13 protein-coding genes are annotated in these 19,370 nt (G+C 65.9%); 4 read left to right on the top strand and 9 right to left on the bottom strand.

The window, feature by feature from the left end:
• Position 1 precedes the first annotated feature (1 nt).
• Together sseA and QQW98_RS02075 are read right to left on the bottom strand one after the other, a co-directional pair.
• The gene (sseA, locus tag QQW98_RS02080) at positions 2–844 is read right to left on the bottom strand and encodes a 3-mercaptopyruvate sulfurtransferase (RefSeq protein ID WP_290135905.1); all 843 of its coding nucleotides are present in this window, start codon (positions 842–844) and stop codon (positions 2–4) included.
• Positions 845–936: 92 nt separating this feature from the next.
• The gene (locus QQW98_RS02075; RefSeq protein WP_290135904.1) at positions 937–2,151 is read right to left on the bottom strand and encodes a hypothetical protein; all 1,215 of its coding nucleotides are present in this window, start codon (positions 2,149–2,151) and stop codon (positions 937–939) included.
• A gap of 132 nt (positions 2,152–2,283) precedes the next feature.
• Between QQW98_RS02075 and queF the strand changes: the two genes are divergently transcribed.
• Positions 2,284–2,751 carry a preQ(1) synthase gene (gene queF / locus QQW98_RS02070; RefSeq protein WP_290135903.1) on the top strand — a complete coding sequence of 156 codons (468 nt, stop codon included), beginning with the start codon at positions 2,284–2,286 and terminating at the stop codon, positions 2,749–2,751.
• Here queF and QQW98_RS02065 read toward each other — a convergent pair.
• From QQW98_RS02065 to QQW98_RS02035, 7 genes are all read right to left on the bottom strand, one after another.
• Entirely contained in the window at positions 2,748–4,232 is a 1,485-nt protein-coding gene (locus QQW98_RS02065; RefSeq protein WP_290135902.1) for a tryptophan halogenase family protein, read from the bottom strand. The genes queF and QQW98_RS02065 overlap by 4 nt on opposite strands.
• Entirely contained in the window at positions 4,220–5,155 is a 936-nt protein-coding gene (locus QQW98_RS02060; RefSeq protein ID WP_290135901.1) for an alpha/beta hydrolase, read from the bottom strand. The genes QQW98_RS02065 and QQW98_RS02060 overlap by 13 nt, the downstream gene beginning before the upstream one ends.
• On the bottom strand, positions 5,152–7,206 hold the full coding sequence (locus QQW98_RS02055; protein WP_290135900.1) for a glycoside hydrolase family 97 protein: 2,055 nt from the start codon (positions 7,204–7,206) through the stop codon (positions 5,152–5,154). The genes QQW98_RS02060 and QQW98_RS02055 overlap by 4 nt, the downstream gene beginning before the upstream one ends.
• On the bottom strand, positions 7,200–8,813 hold the full coding sequence (locus QQW98_RS02050; RefSeq protein WP_290135899.1) for an alpha-amylase family glycosyl hydrolase: 1,614 nt from the start codon (positions 8,811–8,813) through the stop codon (positions 7,200–7,202). Before QQW98_RS02050 ends, QQW98_RS02055 begins: the two co-directional genes overlap by 7 nt.
• Positions 8,810–10,654, bottom strand: a complete 1,845-nt coding sequence (locus QQW98_RS02045; RefSeq protein WP_290135898.1) for an alpha-amylase family glycosyl hydrolase — start codon at positions 10,652–10,654, stop codon at positions 8,810–8,812. Before QQW98_RS02045 ends, QQW98_RS02050 begins: the two co-directional genes overlap by 4 nt.
• On the bottom strand, positions 10,651–12,180 hold the full coding sequence (locus tag QQW98_RS02040) for a tryptophan halogenase family protein (protein WP_290135897.1): 1,530 nt from the start codon (positions 12,178–12,180) through the stop codon (positions 10,651–10,653). The genes QQW98_RS02045 and QQW98_RS02040 overlap by 4 nt, the downstream gene beginning before the upstream one ends.
• 88 nt (positions 12,181–12,268) lie before the next feature.
• Entirely contained in the window at positions 12,269–15,022 is a 2,754-nt protein-coding gene (locus tag QQW98_RS02035; protein ID WP_319023300.1) for a TonB-dependent receptor, read from the bottom strand.
• A 234-nt stretch (positions 15,023–15,256) separates the two neighbouring features.
• Between QQW98_RS02035 and QQW98_RS02030 the strand changes: the two genes are divergently transcribed.
• The 3 genes from QQW98_RS02030 to QQW98_RS02020 all read left to right on the top strand — a co-directional run bounded on the left by QQW98_RS02030 (position 15,257) and on the right by QQW98_RS02020 (position 19,370).
• Positions 15,257–16,297, top strand: coding sequence for a LacI family DNA-binding transcriptional regulator (locus QQW98_RS02030; RefSeq protein ID WP_290135896.1), 1,041 nt, complete (start codon positions 15,257–15,259; stop codon positions 16,295–16,297).
• Positions 16,298–16,396: 99 nt separating this feature from the next.
• Positions 16,397–17,959, top strand: a complete 1,563-nt coding sequence (locus QQW98_RS02025) for an MFS transporter (RefSeq protein WP_290135895.1) — start codon at positions 16,397–16,399, stop codon at positions 17,957–17,959.
• A complete protein-coding gene (locus QQW98_RS02020; RefSeq protein WP_290135894.1) occupies positions 17,952–19,370 on the top strand; it encodes an alpha-amylase family glycosyl hydrolase in 1,419 nt (472 codons plus the stop codon). The genes QQW98_RS02025 and QQW98_RS02020 overlap by 8 nt, the downstream gene beginning before the upstream one ends.

Below are 19,370 nucleotides of genomic sequence, written 5' to 3'. Positions count from 1 at the left end.
ATCAGTCCGCCGGGCCAAGCGCGGTCGGCAGTGTGCTGTCGGCGGCCCACTCGCTCCAGCTGCCATCGTAGAGGGCGACGTCCTGCTTACCGATCTGGTGGAGGGCGAAGGCGAGGACCGCCGCGGTCATCCCGCTGCCGCAGCTGGTGATGACCGGCCGGTCGAGATCGATGCCTGCGTCGGCGAAGACTTCGCGGATGGCGTCGGGCGATTTCCACGTGCCGTCCTCGCGGAACAGCGCCGTGTGCGGCAGATTGCGCGATCCGGGAATGTGACCGCTCGGGATGCCGGGGCGGATGTCCGGCTCCTCACCGGTGAAGCGCGCGGCGGGGCGGGCATCGACCAGCACTTCCCTGCCGGTCTCGATGTTGGTGAGGACAGCGTCCTTATCGCGCAGCTTCCGGTCGTCGGCCCAGGCGGTGTAGTGCCGCTCGCGCAAAGTCACGGTGCCGCTTTCCAGCTCACGCCCCTCTGCCTTCCACTTGGCGAGCCCGCCGTCGAGCACGGCGACATATTGCGCGCCGAACATGGTCAGCATGAACCACCCGCGCGCCGCGCTTTTCAGCAGGCTGTCGTCATAGACCACGATGCGGCTGCCGTCGCCGAGGCCGAGCTTCTGCATCCGGCTGGCGAATTTTTCGGGGCTGGGGAGGGTGTTGGGGCTGGCCGCATTGCTATCGACCAGCGAGTCGAGGTCCATGAAGACCGCGCCGGGAATATGACTCGCCTCGTATTCCGCGCGCGCGTTGCGGGACGGGTCGAGATGCTTGCTGGCATCTACGATGCGCAGGTCGCTTGCGCCGATATTTTGCGCCAGCCACTGCGTGCTAACCAGATTGTCCATCCCAGCGTCTCCTTCACGCCGTGAGCGGGGACAGGAGGGTTAACGGCGTAAAGGGGCGCCGTAAAGCACGCAGAATGGCGGAATTGCGCGGCTCAGGCGAAGCCGCGTTGCACCAGGGGCGCGAAAACGCCCGGCCCCTTGTCGAGCGGGAAGGGCTGGATGCCCTGCTGCCTTCGGTCCGACGGCTGGCCGACGAGGAAGGTCTGCACCAGCGGTTCCAGCGCGGGCTCCTGCGCCACGATGCGCCAGCGCGACAGCGGCACCAGCAGAGGGGCGCGCCCCTGCGCCACGGCGCGGATCGCGCTGAACGGCAGGCGGATCTGGCCCTTGATGGCCTGGTTTTCGCCCGGCGCCAGCTCGGCAATGGCGTGGCGCTTTTCGAGCGGGCGGCCGGCGGCGGCGACCTGCTGGTCGGCAGGCAGCGAGGCATGCGCGCTGACGAGGTCGCCCTGGACTTCGATCCCGCGGATGGTCTCGTTGCCCGAATTGACCAGCGTCAGTTCGTAATCGAGCGTGGCGGCCATCATGGACAGGCTGATCCGGCGCGATGTCATGGCGAGGCCGAGCGGGCCCGATGCGGCGGCGATGACCGGCGCCGGTGCGGGTGCTGCCGCAGGCGCTGCTGCAGGCGAGCGCGCGGGCGCGTCGGCGGCGAGCTTGCGCGGCCTGGGTCGCTCGATCTGCGGCGCGGTGACAGGCCCGGCAGTCGGCAGGCCGCGCGCGCGGACCCACAGGAATGCGCCTGCAGCCAGCAGCAGGGCAAGCAGGCCGAGCGCGTAGTAGAGCCAGTTGCTGCCGCCGCTGTCTTCGCTCGCCGCAACGGTTTGTCCTGCCTCGCCAGCGGGTGCAGCAGGGGCGGAGGACGGGGCCTCGTCGAAATCGAACGGGTCTGCGCCGACCGTCGGCTGAGGCCCGGGCGTCTCGATCGTCGGGGCGGGACGGTTGTCCGGCACCTGCTGCGGCAGCGGGGAGGGGATGCCTGTCGCGCGCGGCTGCGGAGCTTGCGACCGGGTGGGCTGCGGCTGGGCCAATTCGCTTCGGCGCGGCGGCGTGGTTGCCGTGGGCGTGGGGGCGGGCGTCGTGGCGGTCGCGCGCGGTGTGGGCGTCGGCGTCGGCGAAGCTTGCGGTCGGCGGGTCTGGCGCGATTCCGGCACGTCGGGCGCGACCGGGCCGATCACTTCGCGCGACGGCGTGGGCGAAGGCGTGGGCAGGCGGAAGCCGCCGACACTGGCCATCGCCGGCAGCGGCGCGGCAATCGCCATTGCGGCGGCAACTGCAAGCAGGGAAGGTGCGGTGTGGCGTGTCATGGTCTTGCGAAAGGCGGCGCGCATCCGGCGGCCTTTTGCCCCTTGCGCAGCGCCGCCGTGAATAGCCCCTTAATCCGCCCGCGCAATGGGGCGACTTGTGCGCAGGGCGAGATCGCGGCATGGGCGTTGCCGATGAGCGACACCGAAGACACGAGCGCGCCGAAGTTCCTCGGCAAGGATACCCCGCTGCCACAATCGCCGGAAACGGCGGTGCTGGATTATGTGCCCAATCCGCGCGCGGGATCGCTATACATGGTGCGCTTCGCCGCGCCCGAATTCACTTCGCTGTGCCCGGTGACAGGCCAACCTGATTTCGCCCATCTTGTGATCGATTACGCGCCGGGCGAGACCATCGTGGAATCGAAGAGCCTCAAGCTTTTCCTCGGCTCTTTCCGCAACCACTGCGGCTTTCACGAGGACGTGACCGTTGGCATCGGACAGCGCCTGGCGGACGAAATGAATCCGCAATGGCTGCGGATCGGAGGGTACTGGTATCCGCGCGGTGGCATTCCCATCGACGTGTTCTGGCAGACGGGCGCGCCGCCCGAAGGCCTGTGGGCGCCGGACCAGGGCGTCGCGAGCTACCGCGGCCGCGGCTAGGACGCGTATTCGCCGAAATTCCGCGCGCAGGCGGCCAGCATGGCATCGATCCGCGCCGGGTCGGCCAGCGGCGCATCGGCAGGCAGCGGCTGCATCTTTTCCGGCGGCGGGAAGCTGCCGTAGCCTGCAAACAGGCAGTGCCAGCTGGCGCTCGAATAATATTCCTTCGGATACAGCTCGCGGTTGGCGGCGGCGATGTCGCGGTGGGTGAACCACGCGGTCATCATCGCCTTCAGCCGGTCGGAGATGGCATCGTTCGCGGCGTTGGCGCGCCAGTAGTCGCCGTCGCGCCGGTTGAGCCGGTAATGGGCGACGATGTAGTCGCGGATGCCGTCGTACCGCTCGCTGATGGAGGCGTTGAACGCGTCGCGGTGCCTGGCGGTGAACCCGCCTTGCTCGTGCGCCTGGATGAATTCGAGCGCGGTGTGGATCACGATGTGGAGCGCGGTCGCCTCCAGCGGCTCGATGAAGCCTTGCGACAGGCCTGCGACCAGGCAGTTGCCGCGCCAGCTTTCGCGCATCCGGCCCACCCGCATCTTCAGGAAACGCGGCTCTGCGTCGCCGCCGCATTCGCGCGCGAGTTCGGCCGCCGCCTCGTCGTCGGAGATATGGGCGGATGAATAGACGTATCCGTTGCCGGTGCGGACGGTGAGCGGGATCGACCAGCGCCAGCCGGCGCGCATGGCGATGGCGCCGGTGGCCGGCACGATGCGCGTCCCATCACGCGGTGTCGGCATAACCACGGCGCGATCGGCGAACAGGTTCTCGCCATAGGACTGAAATTCGCTGCCGAGCGCTTCTGCGATCACGGCGCGGAAGCCCGAGCAGTCCACGAACAGGTCGCCCCCAATCCGCGTGCCGTCATCGCAGACGAGCGCCTGTACCTCGCCGGCTGCCACCTCGACATCGGCGACTTGCGCCTCGCGGTGGACGACGCCGCGCGAAACGCACCATTCGCGCAGGAATGCGCCCAGCTTGTGCGCATCGAAATGGTAGCCATAGCTCGGCGCGAAGGGGAAGTTTTCGCCCGCTTGGGGTGCCTTCGCCTCGTCCGCCAACCGGGTGGCGAGGAACCAGCGGTCGGGATGCGCGCCCGCCTCGTATCCGCGCCGCTGGGCCGCGCAGACCTGTTCGAAAGCGGGCTGGGTGTGGAGGTCGGTGGGGCCAGGGAAGGGGTGGAAATAGCTTTCGAAGCCCGACCGCGCGCTCCAGCCGGAAAAGCGGATGCCCAGCTTGTAGGTCGCGTCGCAAACGGGCATCCATTCTGTTTCATCGATGCCGAGCAAGTCGAAGAACGCCTTCAGCTGCGGGGTGGAGCCTTCGCCCACACCGATGATGCCGATGGCGGGGCTTTCGACCAGCGTAACCGACGCGCCCTTGTCCGCCCATGCGTGGTGGAGCAGGGCGGCAGTGATCCAGCCCGCGCTCCCGCCGCCGAGCACGATGATGTCGGGCGCCTTGCCGCCCTTCATTCGCGCCATAGCCACGCCAGCATTTCCGCCATGCGGGCATTCCAGGCAATCTCGTCATGCTCCGCGCCTTCGTAGACGCGGGCGGTGAAATCCTTGTCCCGCGTCCAGCCGGCCATGGTGTCGAGATGAGCGGCGATGCCCAGCTGGTACGGACCGTAATAGGAATCCAGTGCGGCGGTGCCGTGGTCCATCCAGATGCGGCGGCCTTCCGGCAGGGCGAGGCGGTGGTCGAGATAGGATCGCCAGGCGCCCACGATAGCGGGCGTATGGCGGGCGGCGATGCCCGGTGCTGCAACGGCGAAGTGCGAACTGACGCAGCCTGCGCGGCCGAAGACGTCGGGGCGCTCTATCAGGCTGTAGCACGCCAGCACGCCGCCCATGCTGGCGCCGACGATCGTGGTGCTTTCGGGTGCGGCCTGCGTGCGGAATGACCGGTCGACCCACGGCTTTACCGTGTCCGCCAGCCAGGCGACATTCGCGTCGGATGCGAGCGGCCCGCCCGCCATGTCGCGGACGCTGGTCGCGACCTCTTCGGGGACCAGTTCGGCGATGGCTTCGGGTTGGTAGGTGCGGTAGCGGTCCTTGCCCGGCGGCGACCACAGGCCGACGACGATGTGTGGCTCCGCCTCGCCGCGCGCGACCATTCCAGCCAGCACGTCCTGCGCCATCCACGCCTTGCCGTAGTGCGTGCTGGCGGGATCGAACAGGTTCTGCCCGTCCCACATGTAGAGCACCGGATAGCGCCGCGCGCCCTCGTCATAGCCTGGCGGCAGCCAGATCGAGATGCGCTGGTCGGGCAGCCCGCCGACCGCGAGCGGGCCGTAGCCCAAGATCCGCCCCCCGCGCGCGAGGTCGCCGTCGTCCGGCGCGGGAACGCTGGCGCAGGCGGCCAGCAGCACCGCGGCAAAGAGGGCGAGCGCGCGCCCGATCATTCGCCGCTGAACTTGATTTCCGCCGCGAAGCCCCCGGCGCGCGCCATGCCGATGTCCAGCGTATCGCCCTTGCGCACGATGACTTCGCGCACATTCATCGCGTGGCGATTGTCACCCATGCCGTCCGCTCCTTCGCCGTCTTCCCAGATCGTGGCGACATATTCGGTGTCGGGAGAGAGAAAGTCGAGGCTTAGCGAAACATCGCGCGGTTCCTCGTCGGTCACGCCGCCCAGATACCATGCATCGCCGCCGCGCTCGCGCCGCGCGAAAACGGCGTATTTTCCGACCTCGCCGGCGAGCAGGTGGCTTTCGTCCCAGTCGACCGCGACGCGCTTGATGAAGTCGAGCCCCTGCGGCCATGCGGCGAGGTTTTCCGGCAGGTCGGCCGCCATCTGGATCGGCGAATAGATCACGACGTAGAACGCCAGCTGCCGGGCCAGGGTGCTCGACAGGTCAGGCTGCGTCGCGCCGCGGCCTTCCAGGCTGAGGACGCCGGGGGTGTAATCCATCGGGCCCGACAGCATCCTTGTGTAGACCAGTTCCGGCACGTGGCCGGGATCGTTCTTCGGCACTGCCCAGGCATCGTATTCCGCCCCGCGCGCGCCCTCGCGGCTGACCCAGTTGGGATAGGTGCGCCTCAGGCCGGTGTCCTTGATCGGTTCGTGCGGGTTGACCGCGATGCGGTGGCGCGCGGCGGCCTTCACCACGTTCAGGTGGTGCTGTGCCATGCGCTGCCCGTCATGCCATTCGAAGATTTCCTCCGCGCACGGGTCGGCCTCGTCGGCATTGCAGGCGATGATTCCGCCCGCATCCGCGACATAGCCCGATTTGACCGCGTCGATGCCGAGCCTTTCGTAGAGCGCGAAGCCATCTTCCAGCTGGCGCTCGTACACCTCGATATTGCCGCCGGTTTCGTGGTGGCCGATGATCCGAACGCCCTTTTCTGCGGCGTAGCGGGCGACCTCCTCGATATCGAAATCGGGGTAGGCCTGCGTGAAGCTGTAATCGCGCCCGTTGCCGAACCAGTTTCCGTCCCAGCCGACATTCCACCCTTCGATCAGGATGCCGCGAAAGCCGTTGGCGGCAGCGAAGTCGATGTATTTCTTCGCATTTTCGGTGGTCGCGCCATGCTTGGGCCCGCTCGCCCAGCTGCTGTCCTCGAGGTGCATCTCCCACCAGATGCCAATGTATTTATGCGGTTCGAACCAGCTGACGTCGCCCAGCTTGTTGGGCTCGTTCAGATTGAGGTCGATGTCGCTTTCGACGAGGCCGCCCGGATCGTCAGACATGCGCACGGTGCGCCACGGCGTGTGGAAGGGCAGCTCGCGCACCACCTTGGCGCCGCGGCTGGAGGGCGAAAGCGTGGCGCGGAACCGCGTGCCGGCGATCCGTTTCAGCCACATGCCGGAATAATCGACCAGCGCCGCTTCGTGAAAAGACAGGTGCAGGCCGGTGTCCGTCACCATCGTGATCGGCGTGTGCGCCGTGCTGACCGCGTCGATCGGCGTGGTCTCGTACAGATACTCGTAGCGGTTCCAGTCGCCCGCCGGAATCCACCATGCGGTGCCCGATACGCTGAGGTTGAATTCGGTCAGCTCGTCGGCGATGCGCGCGACATCCCAGCCCGGCTGCTGCGGGAATTCGTAGCGGAAGCCGAACCCGTCGTCGAACACGCGCACCTGCACGCTGAAGCTGCGCGGCGCGTCGTTCTTTTCCGCGAAAGTGACCGTCATGGCGCGGTGGTGGTCACGCACGAAGCGGCGCTCGCCCCACGGCTGCTCCCACGTCTCGTCCGCCTGCGCACGGGTCACGCCGACGACTTCGAAATTGCGCCGCAGCGGGTCGCCGTCGGTCAGGTTGAAGCCTAGCGTGGAGTAAGAGATCACTTCCTCTCCGTCGCGGGTGACGCGGTAGAACGGCTTGCCTTCGCCGTCCGCATCCACTTCTACCACGATGCGCCCGTCGGGAGAGGCGACCTCGTCGGCAAAAGCGAGCGAGGGGGCAAGCGCAAACAGCGCGGTGCCGAGGGCGAGTTTGGTGCGGGTCAGCATGACAAAAACAGGGCTCCGTATGGGGGGAGGGTGTCGGTATCGGCGGCGTTGACCGCGAAGATCGGAGATCCTGCGGCATCGGCGGTGTCGATCGTCTGGTCCGACAGGTTGAACAGGCAGCGGATACGCTCCCCGTCTGCGACGCGGTCAAAGCTCAGCAGCGCCGCACTTGCCCGGCAGCGTTCGAGCGCCCCGTGGTGCAGCGCCGGGTGGCCATTTCGCAGGGCCAGCACGTCGCGCGTGAAGTGGAGCAGGGAGGCATCGTCCGCTTCCTGCCGGTCGATGGCGAGTGGACGGTGGTCCTCGCTCGCCGGCAGCCATGGCTCGGCACTGCCGAAGCCCATGTCCGGCGCATCGCCCGCCCACGGCAGCGGCGTGCGGACCCCGTCGCGGCTCAGGGTGAGCGGCCAGTTCGCGATGGCCTCGGGGTCCTGCAACTGCTCGAAGGGGATGTCGACCTGGGTCAGGCCCAGCTCCTCGCCCTGGTAGACGATGATGTTGCCGCGCAGGGCCGCTAGCAGCGCCATCTTGCAGCGCAGGAAGGCGGTGCGGTGTTCGGGCGCCGCCCAGCGGGATACGGCGCGGGGCGCATCGTGATTCTCGAACGCCCAGCTGGGCCAGCCTTCGCCCGGCTGCCCCGGCCAGTCGCCTAGCGCCCGGCAGACGAGCTGCGGCGTGAGCTTGTCGGCATAAAGGAAGTCGAAGCCGTAGGCGCTGTTGAGGCGCGCGTCGCCCTGGGTGAAGCTCTTCATTTCCACCAGCGCTTCGTCCCCGCCGACTTCGGCCAGGGTAAAGGTCGCATCGTAGCGGTCGGCCAGGCTGCGCAGCCGTTCCAGGAACAGCGGGATGTCCCGGTGCGACTGGTTATAGGTCTTGAGCTGGAAATCGAACGGGCGGGTGCGCGGCTTGTCCGTCGGTGGGGCGGGCGGATTGTCGCGGAATTCGGGATCGTGCATCGAGAAATTGATCGCATCGATACGAAAACCGTCGACACCGCGGTCGAGCCAGAATTTCGCCACGTCCAGCAAGGCCTGCTGGACGTCGGGGTTGTGACCGTTCAGCTGCGGCTGGCTAGCGAGGAAATTGTGCAGGTAGTACTGGCCGCGCCGTGCGTCCCAGGTCCATGCCGGCCCGCCGAAGACGGACTGCCAGTTGGTCGGGGGCGACCCGTCGGGCTTCGCGTCGCGCCACACGTACCAGTCGGCCTTGGGATTGTCTCGGCTGGCGCGGCTTTCGGCGAACCACGCATGGTCGTCGGACGTGTGGGAATAGACCTGATCGATCAGCACTTTGAGGCCGAGTTCGTGCGCGCGCGTGACCAGCGCATCGAAATCGGACAGCGTGCCGAAGATGGGGTCGACGTCGCAGTAATCGGCCACGTCGTAGCCGAAATCGCGCATGGGGCTGGTGAAGAAGGGGCTGATCCACACGGCATCGACGCCCAGGCTGGCGACATGGTCCAGCCCGCTGGTGATGCCCGGCAAGTCTCCAATGCCGTCGCCGTTGGTATCGCGGAAGCTGCGCGGATAGATCTGGTAGATCGCCGCGCCCTGCCACCACGGCAGGGCCTGCGCGTCCGGCGCCGGGGAGGATGCGTGGCTGCTCATTTCAGTTCGCACACGGCCCAGCCGAAGGCGGGCAGGTTTACGGCAACGCTGCCGGGCACGGCGACCGTTGCGGGACAGGCGGCGCCTGCCAGGGTCGTCACATCGCGCGCGGCGTAATCGACCGCGACATTGCCGCTAAGTGGCTCGGCGGTGTTGTTGAAGGCGAGCAGGACACGCTGCCCGCTTTCCGGATCGTGCCGCGTGACCGCGAAGATGCCGGGCGCATCGTCCCACTGGCGCATGGTCTGCAGGCCGCGGCGCAGCGCCGGGTTGGCCTGCCGGACGGCGGAAAGCTGCGCGATCAGGCGATAGAGCGGGTGGCTGCGGTCGAAATTGTCCGTCGCCGTGGTGGCGTCGGTGCCGATCAGGTCGTTGTCGTTGTAGCTGGCGACCCGGCTGGGGAACATGTCCTCTCGCGCGGCCTGGTCGTTGCCGTCGCCGACGAAGCCCTGCTCGTCGCCGGAATAGACTACGGGATTGCCCCGCAGCGTCATCAGCATGGCGTGGGCCAGCTGCGTGCGCGCCAGCAGCTCCTCTTGCGAGATGCCGGGCACGCGCTGTTTCGTCATGGTGGTGAAGCGGCCCATGTCGTGGTTGCCGAGGAAGGTCGGCAGCTTCAGCGCGGCCGCTTCGCCGCCTTCGTACAGGACATCGCCGTCGAAGAGGCGGGTCATGATGGACGCATCGCCGCCCGCTCCGGCATAGCGGAGCACCGCCTGCTGGAACGCGAAGTCGAGCACGGCAGGAAAGCCGTCGCGCCGCGTGTATTCGGCGATGTAGCCCGCCATCGGATCTTCGGCGTAAACCTCGCCGAAGATCAGGAAGTTGGGGATGCCTCGCGCATGGGCTGTCGCCAGCATGGCAGGCACGAATTCCCGCCAGAAACCGGGGTTCACGTGCCGCGCGGTGTCGATGCGGAAGCCGTCGATGCCGAAATCCTCGATCCACTGCGCGTAGATGTCGATCATGCCGCGCACGACGAAGGGTTGTTCGGTGTAAAGGTCGTCGAGCCCCACGAAGTCGCCCAGCCGCGCGCTTTCGCCGCTGAAAGTCGTGTCTCCGCGGTTGTGGTAATAGCGCGGGTCGTTGAGCCACGCCGGCACTTTAACGTCGCGCTCCGCCTCCGGCACATAGGGCGTGTAGGCGTAGGTCATGTCGGTCAGCCGCGCGAAGTTTTCTTCCGTGCGGACCTCGTCGCCCATGAAGCCTTCGTTGATTGCCGCCCCATCGGGCCCGCCGCGGGTGGAGTAGGGGTAATCGCCCTTGCTGCGATAGGAGAAGCCTTCGCGGTACTTGATGACATCCGCCGTGTGATTGGTGATGATATCCATGTAGACCTTCATCCCGCGGGCGTGCGCGGCATTCACGAAAGTGCGGAATTCCTCGTTCGTGCCGAAATGCGGGTCGATCCGGGTGAAATCGGTGACCCAGTAGCCGTGATAGCCCGCGCTCTCGTCGCCCGCAGGGCCCTGGACCGGCTTGTTGGCGAAGATCGGCGCGAACCAGATCGCGGTGATGCCCATGCCCTGCAGGTAATCCAGCCGCGCGGTCAGCCCGGCGAGGTCGCCGCCGTGGTAGAAGCCCTTGTGCGTGGGATCGTATCCGCTGACGAGCCGATCGGCGCCATAGCCGCCGTCATCGTTGGCGGGATCGCCGTTGTCGAAACGGTCGGGCAGGACGAAATAGACCACTTCGTCTTCCGCCAGCCTCTCGCGCACTTGCTCCAGCGTGGGCATGGGCGCTGAAGTGGTGGCGGGCGCGGACTGGGCGAGAGCGGGCGCGCAGCCGGGCAGGAGCGCGGCGCCGGCGAGCGACATGGCGAGGGCGGTGCGAGTGGTCATGCGGCAACTTCCTTGGTGGTGCGCGCCAGCAGGGCGCCGAGGTAATCGTGGTGGGTCGGCATCGGTTCGACGGTCTTCACGCAGGCGCGGTGGGCCGCTTCGAGAAAGCGCTCCAGATCATCGTCCGGCAGCGCATCGGCGAGCGGGTTCCAGCTGTCGGGCATAACGCCTTGGCCGATAAGAACCTGTGTCCAGCCGACTTCGGTGAACAGCTCCTCGCGCTCGCGGGTGATGCGAGCGCCTGCACGCCAGAGCTCGAGTTTCGCGGCCAGTGTGTCGGGCAGCGTCGCCGCGCGTCGCTCGTCCCAGAACGCTTCGCCGGTGCGGCCGTTGGCGTAGTAATGCAGGACAAGGAAATCGCGGATCCGCGTCCATTCGAACTCCGCCTGCCGGTTGAATTCGTCGGCGAGCGCGGCGGTGTTCTCGGTGCCCGGCATCAGGGTCAGGAAACGGGCGATGGCGGACTGGACGAGGTGGATCGAGGTCGATTCCAGCGGCTCCATGAACCCGGCGGCAAGGCCGAGGGCGAGGCAGTTGCGGTGCCAGTGCCGGCGCCGCATGCCGGTGGTGAATTTGAGCGTGCGCGGGTCGGCCAGCAGCTCCCCGTCGAGAAGGGCGAGCAGCGTGTCGGCTGCCGCCTCGTCCGACAGGTGGGCGCTCGAATAGACATAGCCGTTGCCGATCCGGTGCTGCAGGGGGATGCGCCATTGCCAGCCGGCCTCGCGCGCGGTGGAGCGAGTGTAGGGGGTGAAGTCGCCGCCCGACTTGCAGGGGACGGCGACCGCGCGGTCGCAGGGCAGCAGGTCCGCCCAGTTGGCATAGCCCGCGCCCAGCGCCAGTTCGATCAGCAGGCCGCGAAAGCCGGTGCAGTCGAGGAAGAAGTCCCCGTCGATGCTGCGCGCATCGCCGAGGTCGAGCCCCGCGATGTCGCCGCTTTCGGTGTCCTGCCGGACGTGGTCGACCGTGCCTTCGATGCGGGTAACCCCGCGCGTTTCGGCATAGGCGCGCAGGTGCGCGGCATAGAGGCCGGCGTCGAAATGATAGGCGTAGGGAAAGTCGGTGCCGGGCGCCCCCATCCGGTTGTTGCGCGCGGCGATGTCGTTGGCGCTGTAGGCGCTAAGCGGGCGGGCCTTGCCGGCATCGCGGGCGCGCAGCCAGAAATGGTGGAACGGCAACACCCCGTGCGCGCAGCCGACTGGGCCGAAAGCGTGGAGGTAGGAATGGCCGGGCTCTCGCCAGTCGGCGAACTCGACGCCTAGCTTGAAGCTGCCCTTCGTGGCGGCAAGGAATTCGGCTTCGTCCAGGCCCAGCGCCTGGTTGAAGAGGCGGATTTGCGGGATCGTCGCCTCGCCCACGCCGACGGTGGCGATGGCATCGCTTTCGACGAGGACGGTGCGCTTGTGCGGGGCGAAGCGGGCAAGCGCGGCGGCGGCCATCCAGCCGGCGGTACCGCCGCCCACGATGACGAAATCCGCGCGCGCTGCCGCTTTATCGCCAGCTGCGCCTGAAGTTTGCTGAGCTGTCATAGGTTCGGTCCCGTCTGCCCGGGCCGACCCCAATGGCCTCCGGTGCCGACCTGCTCGAAAGTGAGCGTAGCCGGCACCGGATAATGCCTTACTGGAACTTGTAGGTGAAGCCGGCGAGGAAACGACGACCGTAGATCTGGTAGTCGATGACCTGCAGCGGGCTGTCCTCGTTGGCCACCGAAGCGAACCGCTCGTCCGTCAGGTTCTGGCCCTGAAAGTAGATCGACAGGCCATCGAGCGGGCTGTTGTCCTGGAAGTCGTAGCCGATCTGCGCATCGATGATCGTTTCGTCGAGCGCGGTCCGGCGCGTCGGCGAACCGCCGAAGCCCGTGAAATCGCCGAGGAAGCTGGAACGATAACGTGCGCTGGCACGGGCGTTAAAGCCGCCCTGTTCGTAGAACAGCGTGCCGTTCACGACCCACTTCGAATAACCAGGGATGGCGGTTTCGTTGCCGTTCTGGTCCTTCACGTTGGATTCGGTGACCGACGCACCGCCCGTAAAGCCGAGGCCTTCGAGCGACGGTGTGAGGATGCCGAAGGGCAGCGTCAGGGCGAGTTCTGCACCGTACAACTGGCCACCGCCGGTATTGATCGGCGCATCGAGCCGTCCAATCGTGGTGGGGACGGTCACTCCGTCGGGAAGCGGAAAACCGGCGTAATCGAACGCGAACTGGCCATTCAGGATATATTCTTCGATATCCTTGAAGAAGAGCTGCAGCGACGCGACACCCCGGCTGCCGCCGAAATATTTCTCGAAATTCATGTCGATCGCGTTCGCACGATAGGGCCGAAGAACCGGGTTCCCGCCACCGCCACTGATGAAGGGTGCCTGTCCGGTCGGGCTGTCCGACGGGTTGTTGTTGATGCCATAGCCGATCGAGGCCCGCAGGTCATCGAGGCGTGGGCGCATGATCTGGCGCGATGCCGCCATGCGGACCACCCAGTCGGAATTGAAGCGAGCGGTCAGGTTGAAACTGGGAAGGATGTCCCAATATGTCGCTCCGGCTTCGACAGCTACCGGAGTGCCGTTGAAGAACGCGTTGGCGGACGACGACTGGTCGGTACGGATCGCCTGAACCCCGAGATTCCCGGTCAGAACGGCGTTGTCATATTCCCGTTCGATATTCAGCTGCGAATACAAGGTCAGCAGGTTCTCGTCGATGCTGTATGCCTTTGCTCCGACATCCTGGGCCGTGTTGCGCTCAAGTTCCAGCACGCCGCCTTCGATCAATTCCCGTGCGTCGTAGCTGACAATCGGACCGAGGCCGAGATAGGTAAGATCGGTCGGTTCCAGCAGATACTCGCCGGGGATGGGGGCGATCTGCGCGCCATCGGGAAGGACGATGAAGAATTCGTCCGGCAGCAGCGACTTGTTTCTGTCGGTGAAGTTCACACCGAGTGTGAAGCTGCGGAAAAAGCTGTCGGTAAATTCGTAAGAACCCTCGGCCCTGTACTGGAACAACTCGTCGTCGATGATGCGGTTATTGTAATAGCCGGCCTGGACGCGGCTTCCGCCCCAGCCAAGCGGATCGGTCAGCTGGATGAGACCAGGATCGCTGTAATCGAGGGAAGGAGAGAAGATCGCGCCGGTCGGTCCGCTGACGAAGTCAATCGTATCGGTGACATCGTCCGCCGCATATTCGTCACCGATGTTGTCGGGATTGTCCCAATTATACCCGGTGCCGGCGTAGCTTTCGAAACTCAGCTCGTTGCGATCGGTGCGCGAGTACCCGAAATCGACGAAACCGCTGAAGCCGTTGTCGCCTTCGTATTTCGCATTGAAACCCGCCGAATAGAGATCGGCCTTTTTCTGGAAAATGTCGTTGCGGACCACGCCCTGAACGTTGTCATAAGTGCCGGTCGTGTACTGCCCGTCTTCAACGTTCCCACCCCCGGCGAAGGTCGTGCCGAAGAACGAGAAAGGCAATTCGATGCCGCGCTTCGACTGGTCGTCTTCGAAGTTCGAATAGAACCCGTCGAGGGTGAGCATCAGGTTCGGGCTGGCTTCGAACTGCAGAGTGCCCATGACACCAAGCCGCTGCAATTGCGTGGACGTGACGAAGCTCTTCGATCCGGAGGGCACAACATTGCCGCTGCCGTCGGGAGAGAAATAGCCCCAGGCGTTGAATTCCTGCAGCTGATAAGGCTCGTCGACATAGGATGCCGCGAGGCTCACGCCGATGGTGTCGTCGGCGAACTGGTCTACGTAGGTCGCATTAACCCGGTAACCGAGGTCGTTGGAGCCGGCATTCAGCGCGCCGAGATCCGCGTAGGAACCGCGGGCGCCGATGGCGAGCACGCTTTCGCCGTAATCGAGCGGTCGGATCGTCCGGATATCGACGGTGCCGACAAGGCCTTGGCCGACCAGCGATGCTGTCGGGGATTTGTAAACCACGACCTGGTTGACGACTTCCGAAGGATACTGGTCGAATTCGACGGCGCGGCTGTCACCCGTGGTGGTCTGTTCGCGGCCGTTGAGTAGCGTTTGCGAAAAGTCGGGACCGAAGCCGCGGATAGCAATCACGTTGGCACGGCCGTTGGTCCGCTGCGAGGTGATGCCAGGAAGGCGGGCAATCGATTCGCCGATCGAGTTGTCGGGCAGCTTGCCGATATCTTCGGCGGTCACCGATTCGACGATCTGGTCGGAATTGCGCTTTTCGCCGACTGCGCTTTCCAGCGCGGCCTGGAAGCCTTCGACAATGATAATGTTGGCATCTTCGTCGGCAACGGGATCGCCTTCGGTGGCACCCGTATCCTGTGCGAAAGCGGTCGACGGTGCCAGCAGGGCCAGCGCCATCGCGCCGCTGCTGATTCCCAGCGAAAGGGTCTTGTTCCAGGCCACGATTCTCTCCCGTTTTTGCGCCCCGGCTTCCCCAAAGACAGTCCGGGTTCGGGCGCGATAGAAATGCCACGTTGCGCGAAGGTTTTTCGCGAAACTGTCACACTCCTATTGACGTGGCGGCCACGGTCGCGAAACTCGGCATACGTATGTTTGTGCAGCGCAGCACGGCGCGGTGTGGCCTTTTCGCACCAGCCGTGCCGGCGCAGCAATCGCCGGCTGAAGGGGAGAGCAGCCTTGGGTCGCAAGCCGACCGGACGGCCGACCAGTTTCGATATCGCCTACATGGCGGGGGTGTCGCAGCCCACGGTCAGCCGTGCGCTGCGCGGCAGCAAGTCCGTTAGCCAGGCGACCCGCGAGAAGATCGAGCGGATCGCGCGCGAACTCAACTACACGGTCGACAAGAATGCGAGCTCGCTTCGCAGCCAGCGGTCGAACACCATCGCCCTCCTGTTCTTCGAGGATCCGACGCCCGACCAGTCGAACATCAACCCGTTCTTCCTGTCGATGCTGGGCGCCATTACCCGCGCCTGCGCCGACCGTGGCATCGACCTCCTGATCAGTTTCCAGAGCATGGAGGACGACTGGCACGTCCAGTACCAGGACAGCCACCGCGCCGACGGCCTGATCCTGCTCGGCTACGGCGATTACACGCTCTACATCGCGCGGCTGGAACAGTTGCGGGCGCAGGGCACGCAGTTCGTGCGCTGGGGCAACGTGGGGGAACACAATATCGGCCTCACCATCGGGTCCGACAACCGCGGGGCGGGGCGACTGGCGGGCGAGTATTTGCTGCAGCAGGGTCGCAAGCGGATCGCCTTCATCGGCAACAATGACGAACATTATCCCGAATTCGCGGACCGCTGCGCCGGGCTCGCCGATGCGCTGGAAGCGGCGGGCAGCGGGATCGGCGTCGCCTTGCAGGCCGATGCGCTCAACAGCGAGGAAGACGGGTTCGAGGCGGCGAACTCGCTGATGGAAACAGGCAAGGATTTCGATGCCGTCTTCGCCGCCAGCGACCTGATCGCGATCGGCGCCATGCGCGCCTTTGCCGAAAGCGGGCTCGACGTGCCGGGCCATATCGCGGTGGTCGGGTTCGACAATATCCCTGCCGCCAGCATCTCCAGCCCGCCGCTCACCACGCTGGTGCAGGACCTGCAGGGCGCGGGCGAAAAGCTCGTCGAGGCGCTTGTCCGCCAGATCGAAGGCGAGCCGGTGGAAGGCGAGGCGCTGCCCGCACGGCTGGTTGTGCGCGGGTCGTCGCAGGCCGTTTCCTAATCCATAACATTCGTATGCGGGATTGCCGCTAGGCCCCTGCCGTGCCAGCCGTTATCCATGACACGTGCCGTCAAAGCGCACGCCGGGAGAGACAGCTATATGGCAACCGCCGCACCGACGGGCGACGCGCTCGCGCATACGCAGAAACCGCGCATGGGCTTCTGGGGCCTGTGGAACATCAGCTTCGGCTTCTTCGGCATCCAGATCGGCTTCGCGCTGCAAAACGCGAACATGAGCCGCATCTTCCAGACCGTGGGCGCGGCAATGGACGACCTGCCCGCCCTGTGGGTCGCCGCCCCGCTGACCGGGCTGATCGTCCAGCCGATCATCGGTCACCTGTCGGACAGGACGTGGAACCGCCTTGGCAGGCGCCGACCCTACTTCCTTACCGGCGCGATCATGGCGGCGATTGCGCTGTTCCTGATGCCGCTTGCCCCCGGCTTCGGCGCGCCGCTGCTCTTCGCCGCCGCGCTGCTGTGGATCCTCGATGCCAGCCTCAACATCTCGATGGAGCCCTTCCGCGCCTTCGTGGGCGATATGCTGAATACCGACCAGCATAGCGCCGGATACGCGGTGCAGACCGCCTTCATCGGCGCGGGCGCGGTGGTCGGGTCGATCTTCCCGTATTTCCTCGAGCAGGTCGGCGTCAGCAACGTCGCGCCTGCGGGCGAGATACCCGACACGGTGACGTGGAGCTTCTGGGGCGGCGCGATTGCGCTGTTCCTGGCCGTGCTGTGGACGGTGATGACCACGAAGGAATACTCGCCAGAGGAAATGGCCGCGTTCGAAGGGTCGGACGCCGCCGTGCCGGACGATGCGCAGCCGCTGCGCGCACTGGCCGCCAAGTCCTATCTTTCCGGCGCGGTATGGATCGCCGCCGGTCTCGTCGTGGTGCTGCTGGTCGATGCGTTGGGGCTGGAGAAGGAAGTGCTGCTGCTCGGCGCTCTCCTCGCCGTATACGGCCTGCTTTCCATGATCGCGATCTCGATGGCCAAGGGCGGCAAGTCGGCCAACATGCTGTCCAGCATCGTCGGCGATTTCTCCGGCATGCCCGAAGTTATGAAGCGCCTTGCGCTGGTGCAGTTCTTCAGCTGGTCGGCGCTGTTCATCATGTGGATCAACACCACCCCGGTCGTGACCCAGTATGTCTTCGGCAGCACTGACACTTCCAGCATCGCCTACAATGACGGGGCGAGCTGGGTGAACGTGCTCTTCACCGTCTACAACGGCGTGGCCGCCATCGCCGCGCTGGCGATGCTGCCGTGGCTCAGCCGCAATTTCGGTCAGGTGAAGACCCACGCGATCTGCCTGACGCTGGGCGCGCTCGGCTTCCTGATGTTCTTCTTCGTGCGGGATGCGAACGCGCTGTTGCTGGCCGAGATCGGCATCGGTATTGCGTGGGCCAGCATCCTTGCGATGCCTTATGCGATCCTCGCCTCCAACCTGCCGCAGGGCAAGCTCGGCATCTACATGGGGCTGTTCAACATCTTCATCGTGGTGCCCCAGCTGCTGGTCGCCACGGTGATGGGATCGATCATGAAGGCGCTGTTCCCGGGCGAGCCGATCTGGACGATGCTGTTTGCCGCGGCCGCGTGGCTGATCGCCGCCGCCGCCATGTTCCGGGTGCAAGCCGCCCTGCCGCAGGAGTCTGCCCGTGCTTAAGCAAGCCTTCGCCCCCCTGACCGCCATCGCCGCTGCGCTGGTCGCTGCGCCCGCCGCCGCGCAGGATGCGGACCCGTGGACGCCCAGGCAGTACGTCCAGCTGGAAAATCCGGAGTGGAGCCGCGATGCCGTGCTCTACCAGATCAACACGCGGCACTTCACGCCCGAAGGCACTTTCGTCGCGGCGCAGCGGGAATTGCCGCGGCTCAAGGCGCTCGGCGTCGATATCCTGTGGCTGATGCCGATCCATCCCATCGGGGAGGAGAACCGCAAGGGCACGCTGGGCAGCCCCTATTCGGTGAAGGACTATTACGGCGTGAACCCCGAATTCGGCACGGCGGAGGAGTTCAAGGCTTTCGTCGATGCCGCGCACGCGCAGGGCTTCAAGGTCATCCTCGACCTCGTGGCGAACCACACGGCGTGGGATAATCCGCTGCGTAGCGAGCATCCCGACTGGTACGAGAAGACTTGGGACGGCGATTTCCGGCCGACGCCGTGGTGGGACTGGTCCGACATCATCGACCTCGACTGGTCGCAGCCGGGCGTGCGCGCGCATGTCGGCGGGGCGATGGAACAATGGGTGCGCGATTACGGCGTCGACGGGTTCCGCGCCGACGTGGCGGGTTATGTCCCGGTCGATTTCTGGGAGACGATGCGGCAGCGGCTGAACGCCTACCGCCCCGTCTTCATGCTCGGCGAAGTGCAGGAAACCGCCTATCACCGCGCCGCCTTCGACGCGACCTATGCATGGGACTGGCACCATACGATCAAGGACATCGCCCGCGGCAAGGCGGGGCCTTCGGCGCTCTACGGCTATTACGCCGAGAACGAGAGCCTGTGGCCGCGCGAGGCGATGCGCATGACCTATATCGAAAACCACGACAGCAATGCGTGGGAAGGCACACTGTACGAGAATTACGGCGAGGGGCTGGAAGCTGCGATCGCGCTGAGCTTCGTGACCGAGGGCATTCCGCTGGTCCACAACGGCATGGAAGCCTGCAACGCCAAGCGCCTGGAGTTCTTCGAGCGCGACCCGATCGACTGGAGCCAGGGCGAGGGTTGCACGCTGGGCGCGCTGATCGCGGACCTGATCGATTTCCGCAAGGCCAACCCGGCGCTGGAAAACGGCAAATGGGGCGCGCGGATGAGCAAGGTGGATACCGACAGCGACGACCGCCTGTTCGCATTCGTTCGGCAGGAGGAAGCCAACAAGGTGCTCGGCCTGTTCAACTTCTCGGACGCGCCGGTAACCGCCCAGTTCAAGGACGGCCTGCCGCTCGGCTTCTATCTCGAATTCCGCGGCAACCGGATCACGCTGAAACGCGGCGAGGCGGTGACGATACCGGCGCACGGGTATCGCCTGTTCTCCGGCACGGGCGAAAGCGCCCCGCCGATTATGGGCGCGAACTAG

The organism is Alteriqipengyuania flavescens (genome assembly GCF_030406725.1).
Lineage (GTDB): Bacteria > Pseudomonadota > Alphaproteobacteria > Sphingomonadales > Sphingomonadaceae > Alteriqipengyuania_B > Alteriqipengyuania_B flavescens.
Note: the sequence above shows the minus strand (reverse complement) of the source record. Positions and strands in the feature narration are given on the sequence as shown.

Bases quoted from the DNA above. Each gene is read 5' to 3' on its own strand.
- QQW98_RS02060 (WP_290135901.1), bottom strand. From the start codon at position 5,155: ATGATCGGGCGCGCGCTCGCCCTCTTTGCCGCGGTGCTGCTGGCCGCC.
- QQW98_RS02040 (WP_290135897.1), bottom strand. From the start codon at position 12,180: ATGACAGCTCAGCAAACTTCAGGCGCAGCTGGCGATAAAGCGGCAGCG.
- QQW98_RS02075 (WP_290135904.1), bottom strand. From the start codon at position 2,151: ATGACACGCCACACCGCACCTTCCCTGCTTGCAGTTGCCGCCGCAATG.
- QQW98_RS02065 (WP_290135902.1), bottom strand. From the start codon at position 4,232: ATGGCGCGAATGAAGGGCGGCAAGGCGCCCGACATCATCGTGCTCGGC.
- sseA (WP_290135905.1), bottom strand. From the start codon at position 844: ATGGACAATCTGGTTAGCACGCAGTGGCTGGCGCAAAATATCGGCGCA.
- QQW98_RS02045 (WP_290135898.1), bottom strand. From the start codon at position 10,654: ATGACCACTCGCACCGCCCTCGCCATGTCGCTCGCCGGCGCCGCGCTC.
- QQW98_RS02025 (WP_290135895.1), top strand. From the start codon at position 16,397: ATGGCAACCGCCGCACCGACGGGCGACGCGCTCGCGCATACGCAGAAA.
- QQW98_RS02055 (WP_290135900.1), bottom strand. From the start codon at position 7,206: ATGCTGACCCGCACCAAACTCGCCCTCGGCACCGCGCTGTTTGCGCTT.
- queF (WP_290135903.1), top strand. From the start codon at position 2,284: ATGAGCGACACCGAAGACACGAGCGCGCCGAAGTTCCTCGGCAAGGAT.
- QQW98_RS02050 (WP_290135899.1), bottom strand. From the start codon at position 8,813: ATGAGCAGCCACGCATCCTCCCCGGCGCCGGACGCGCAGGCCCTGCCG.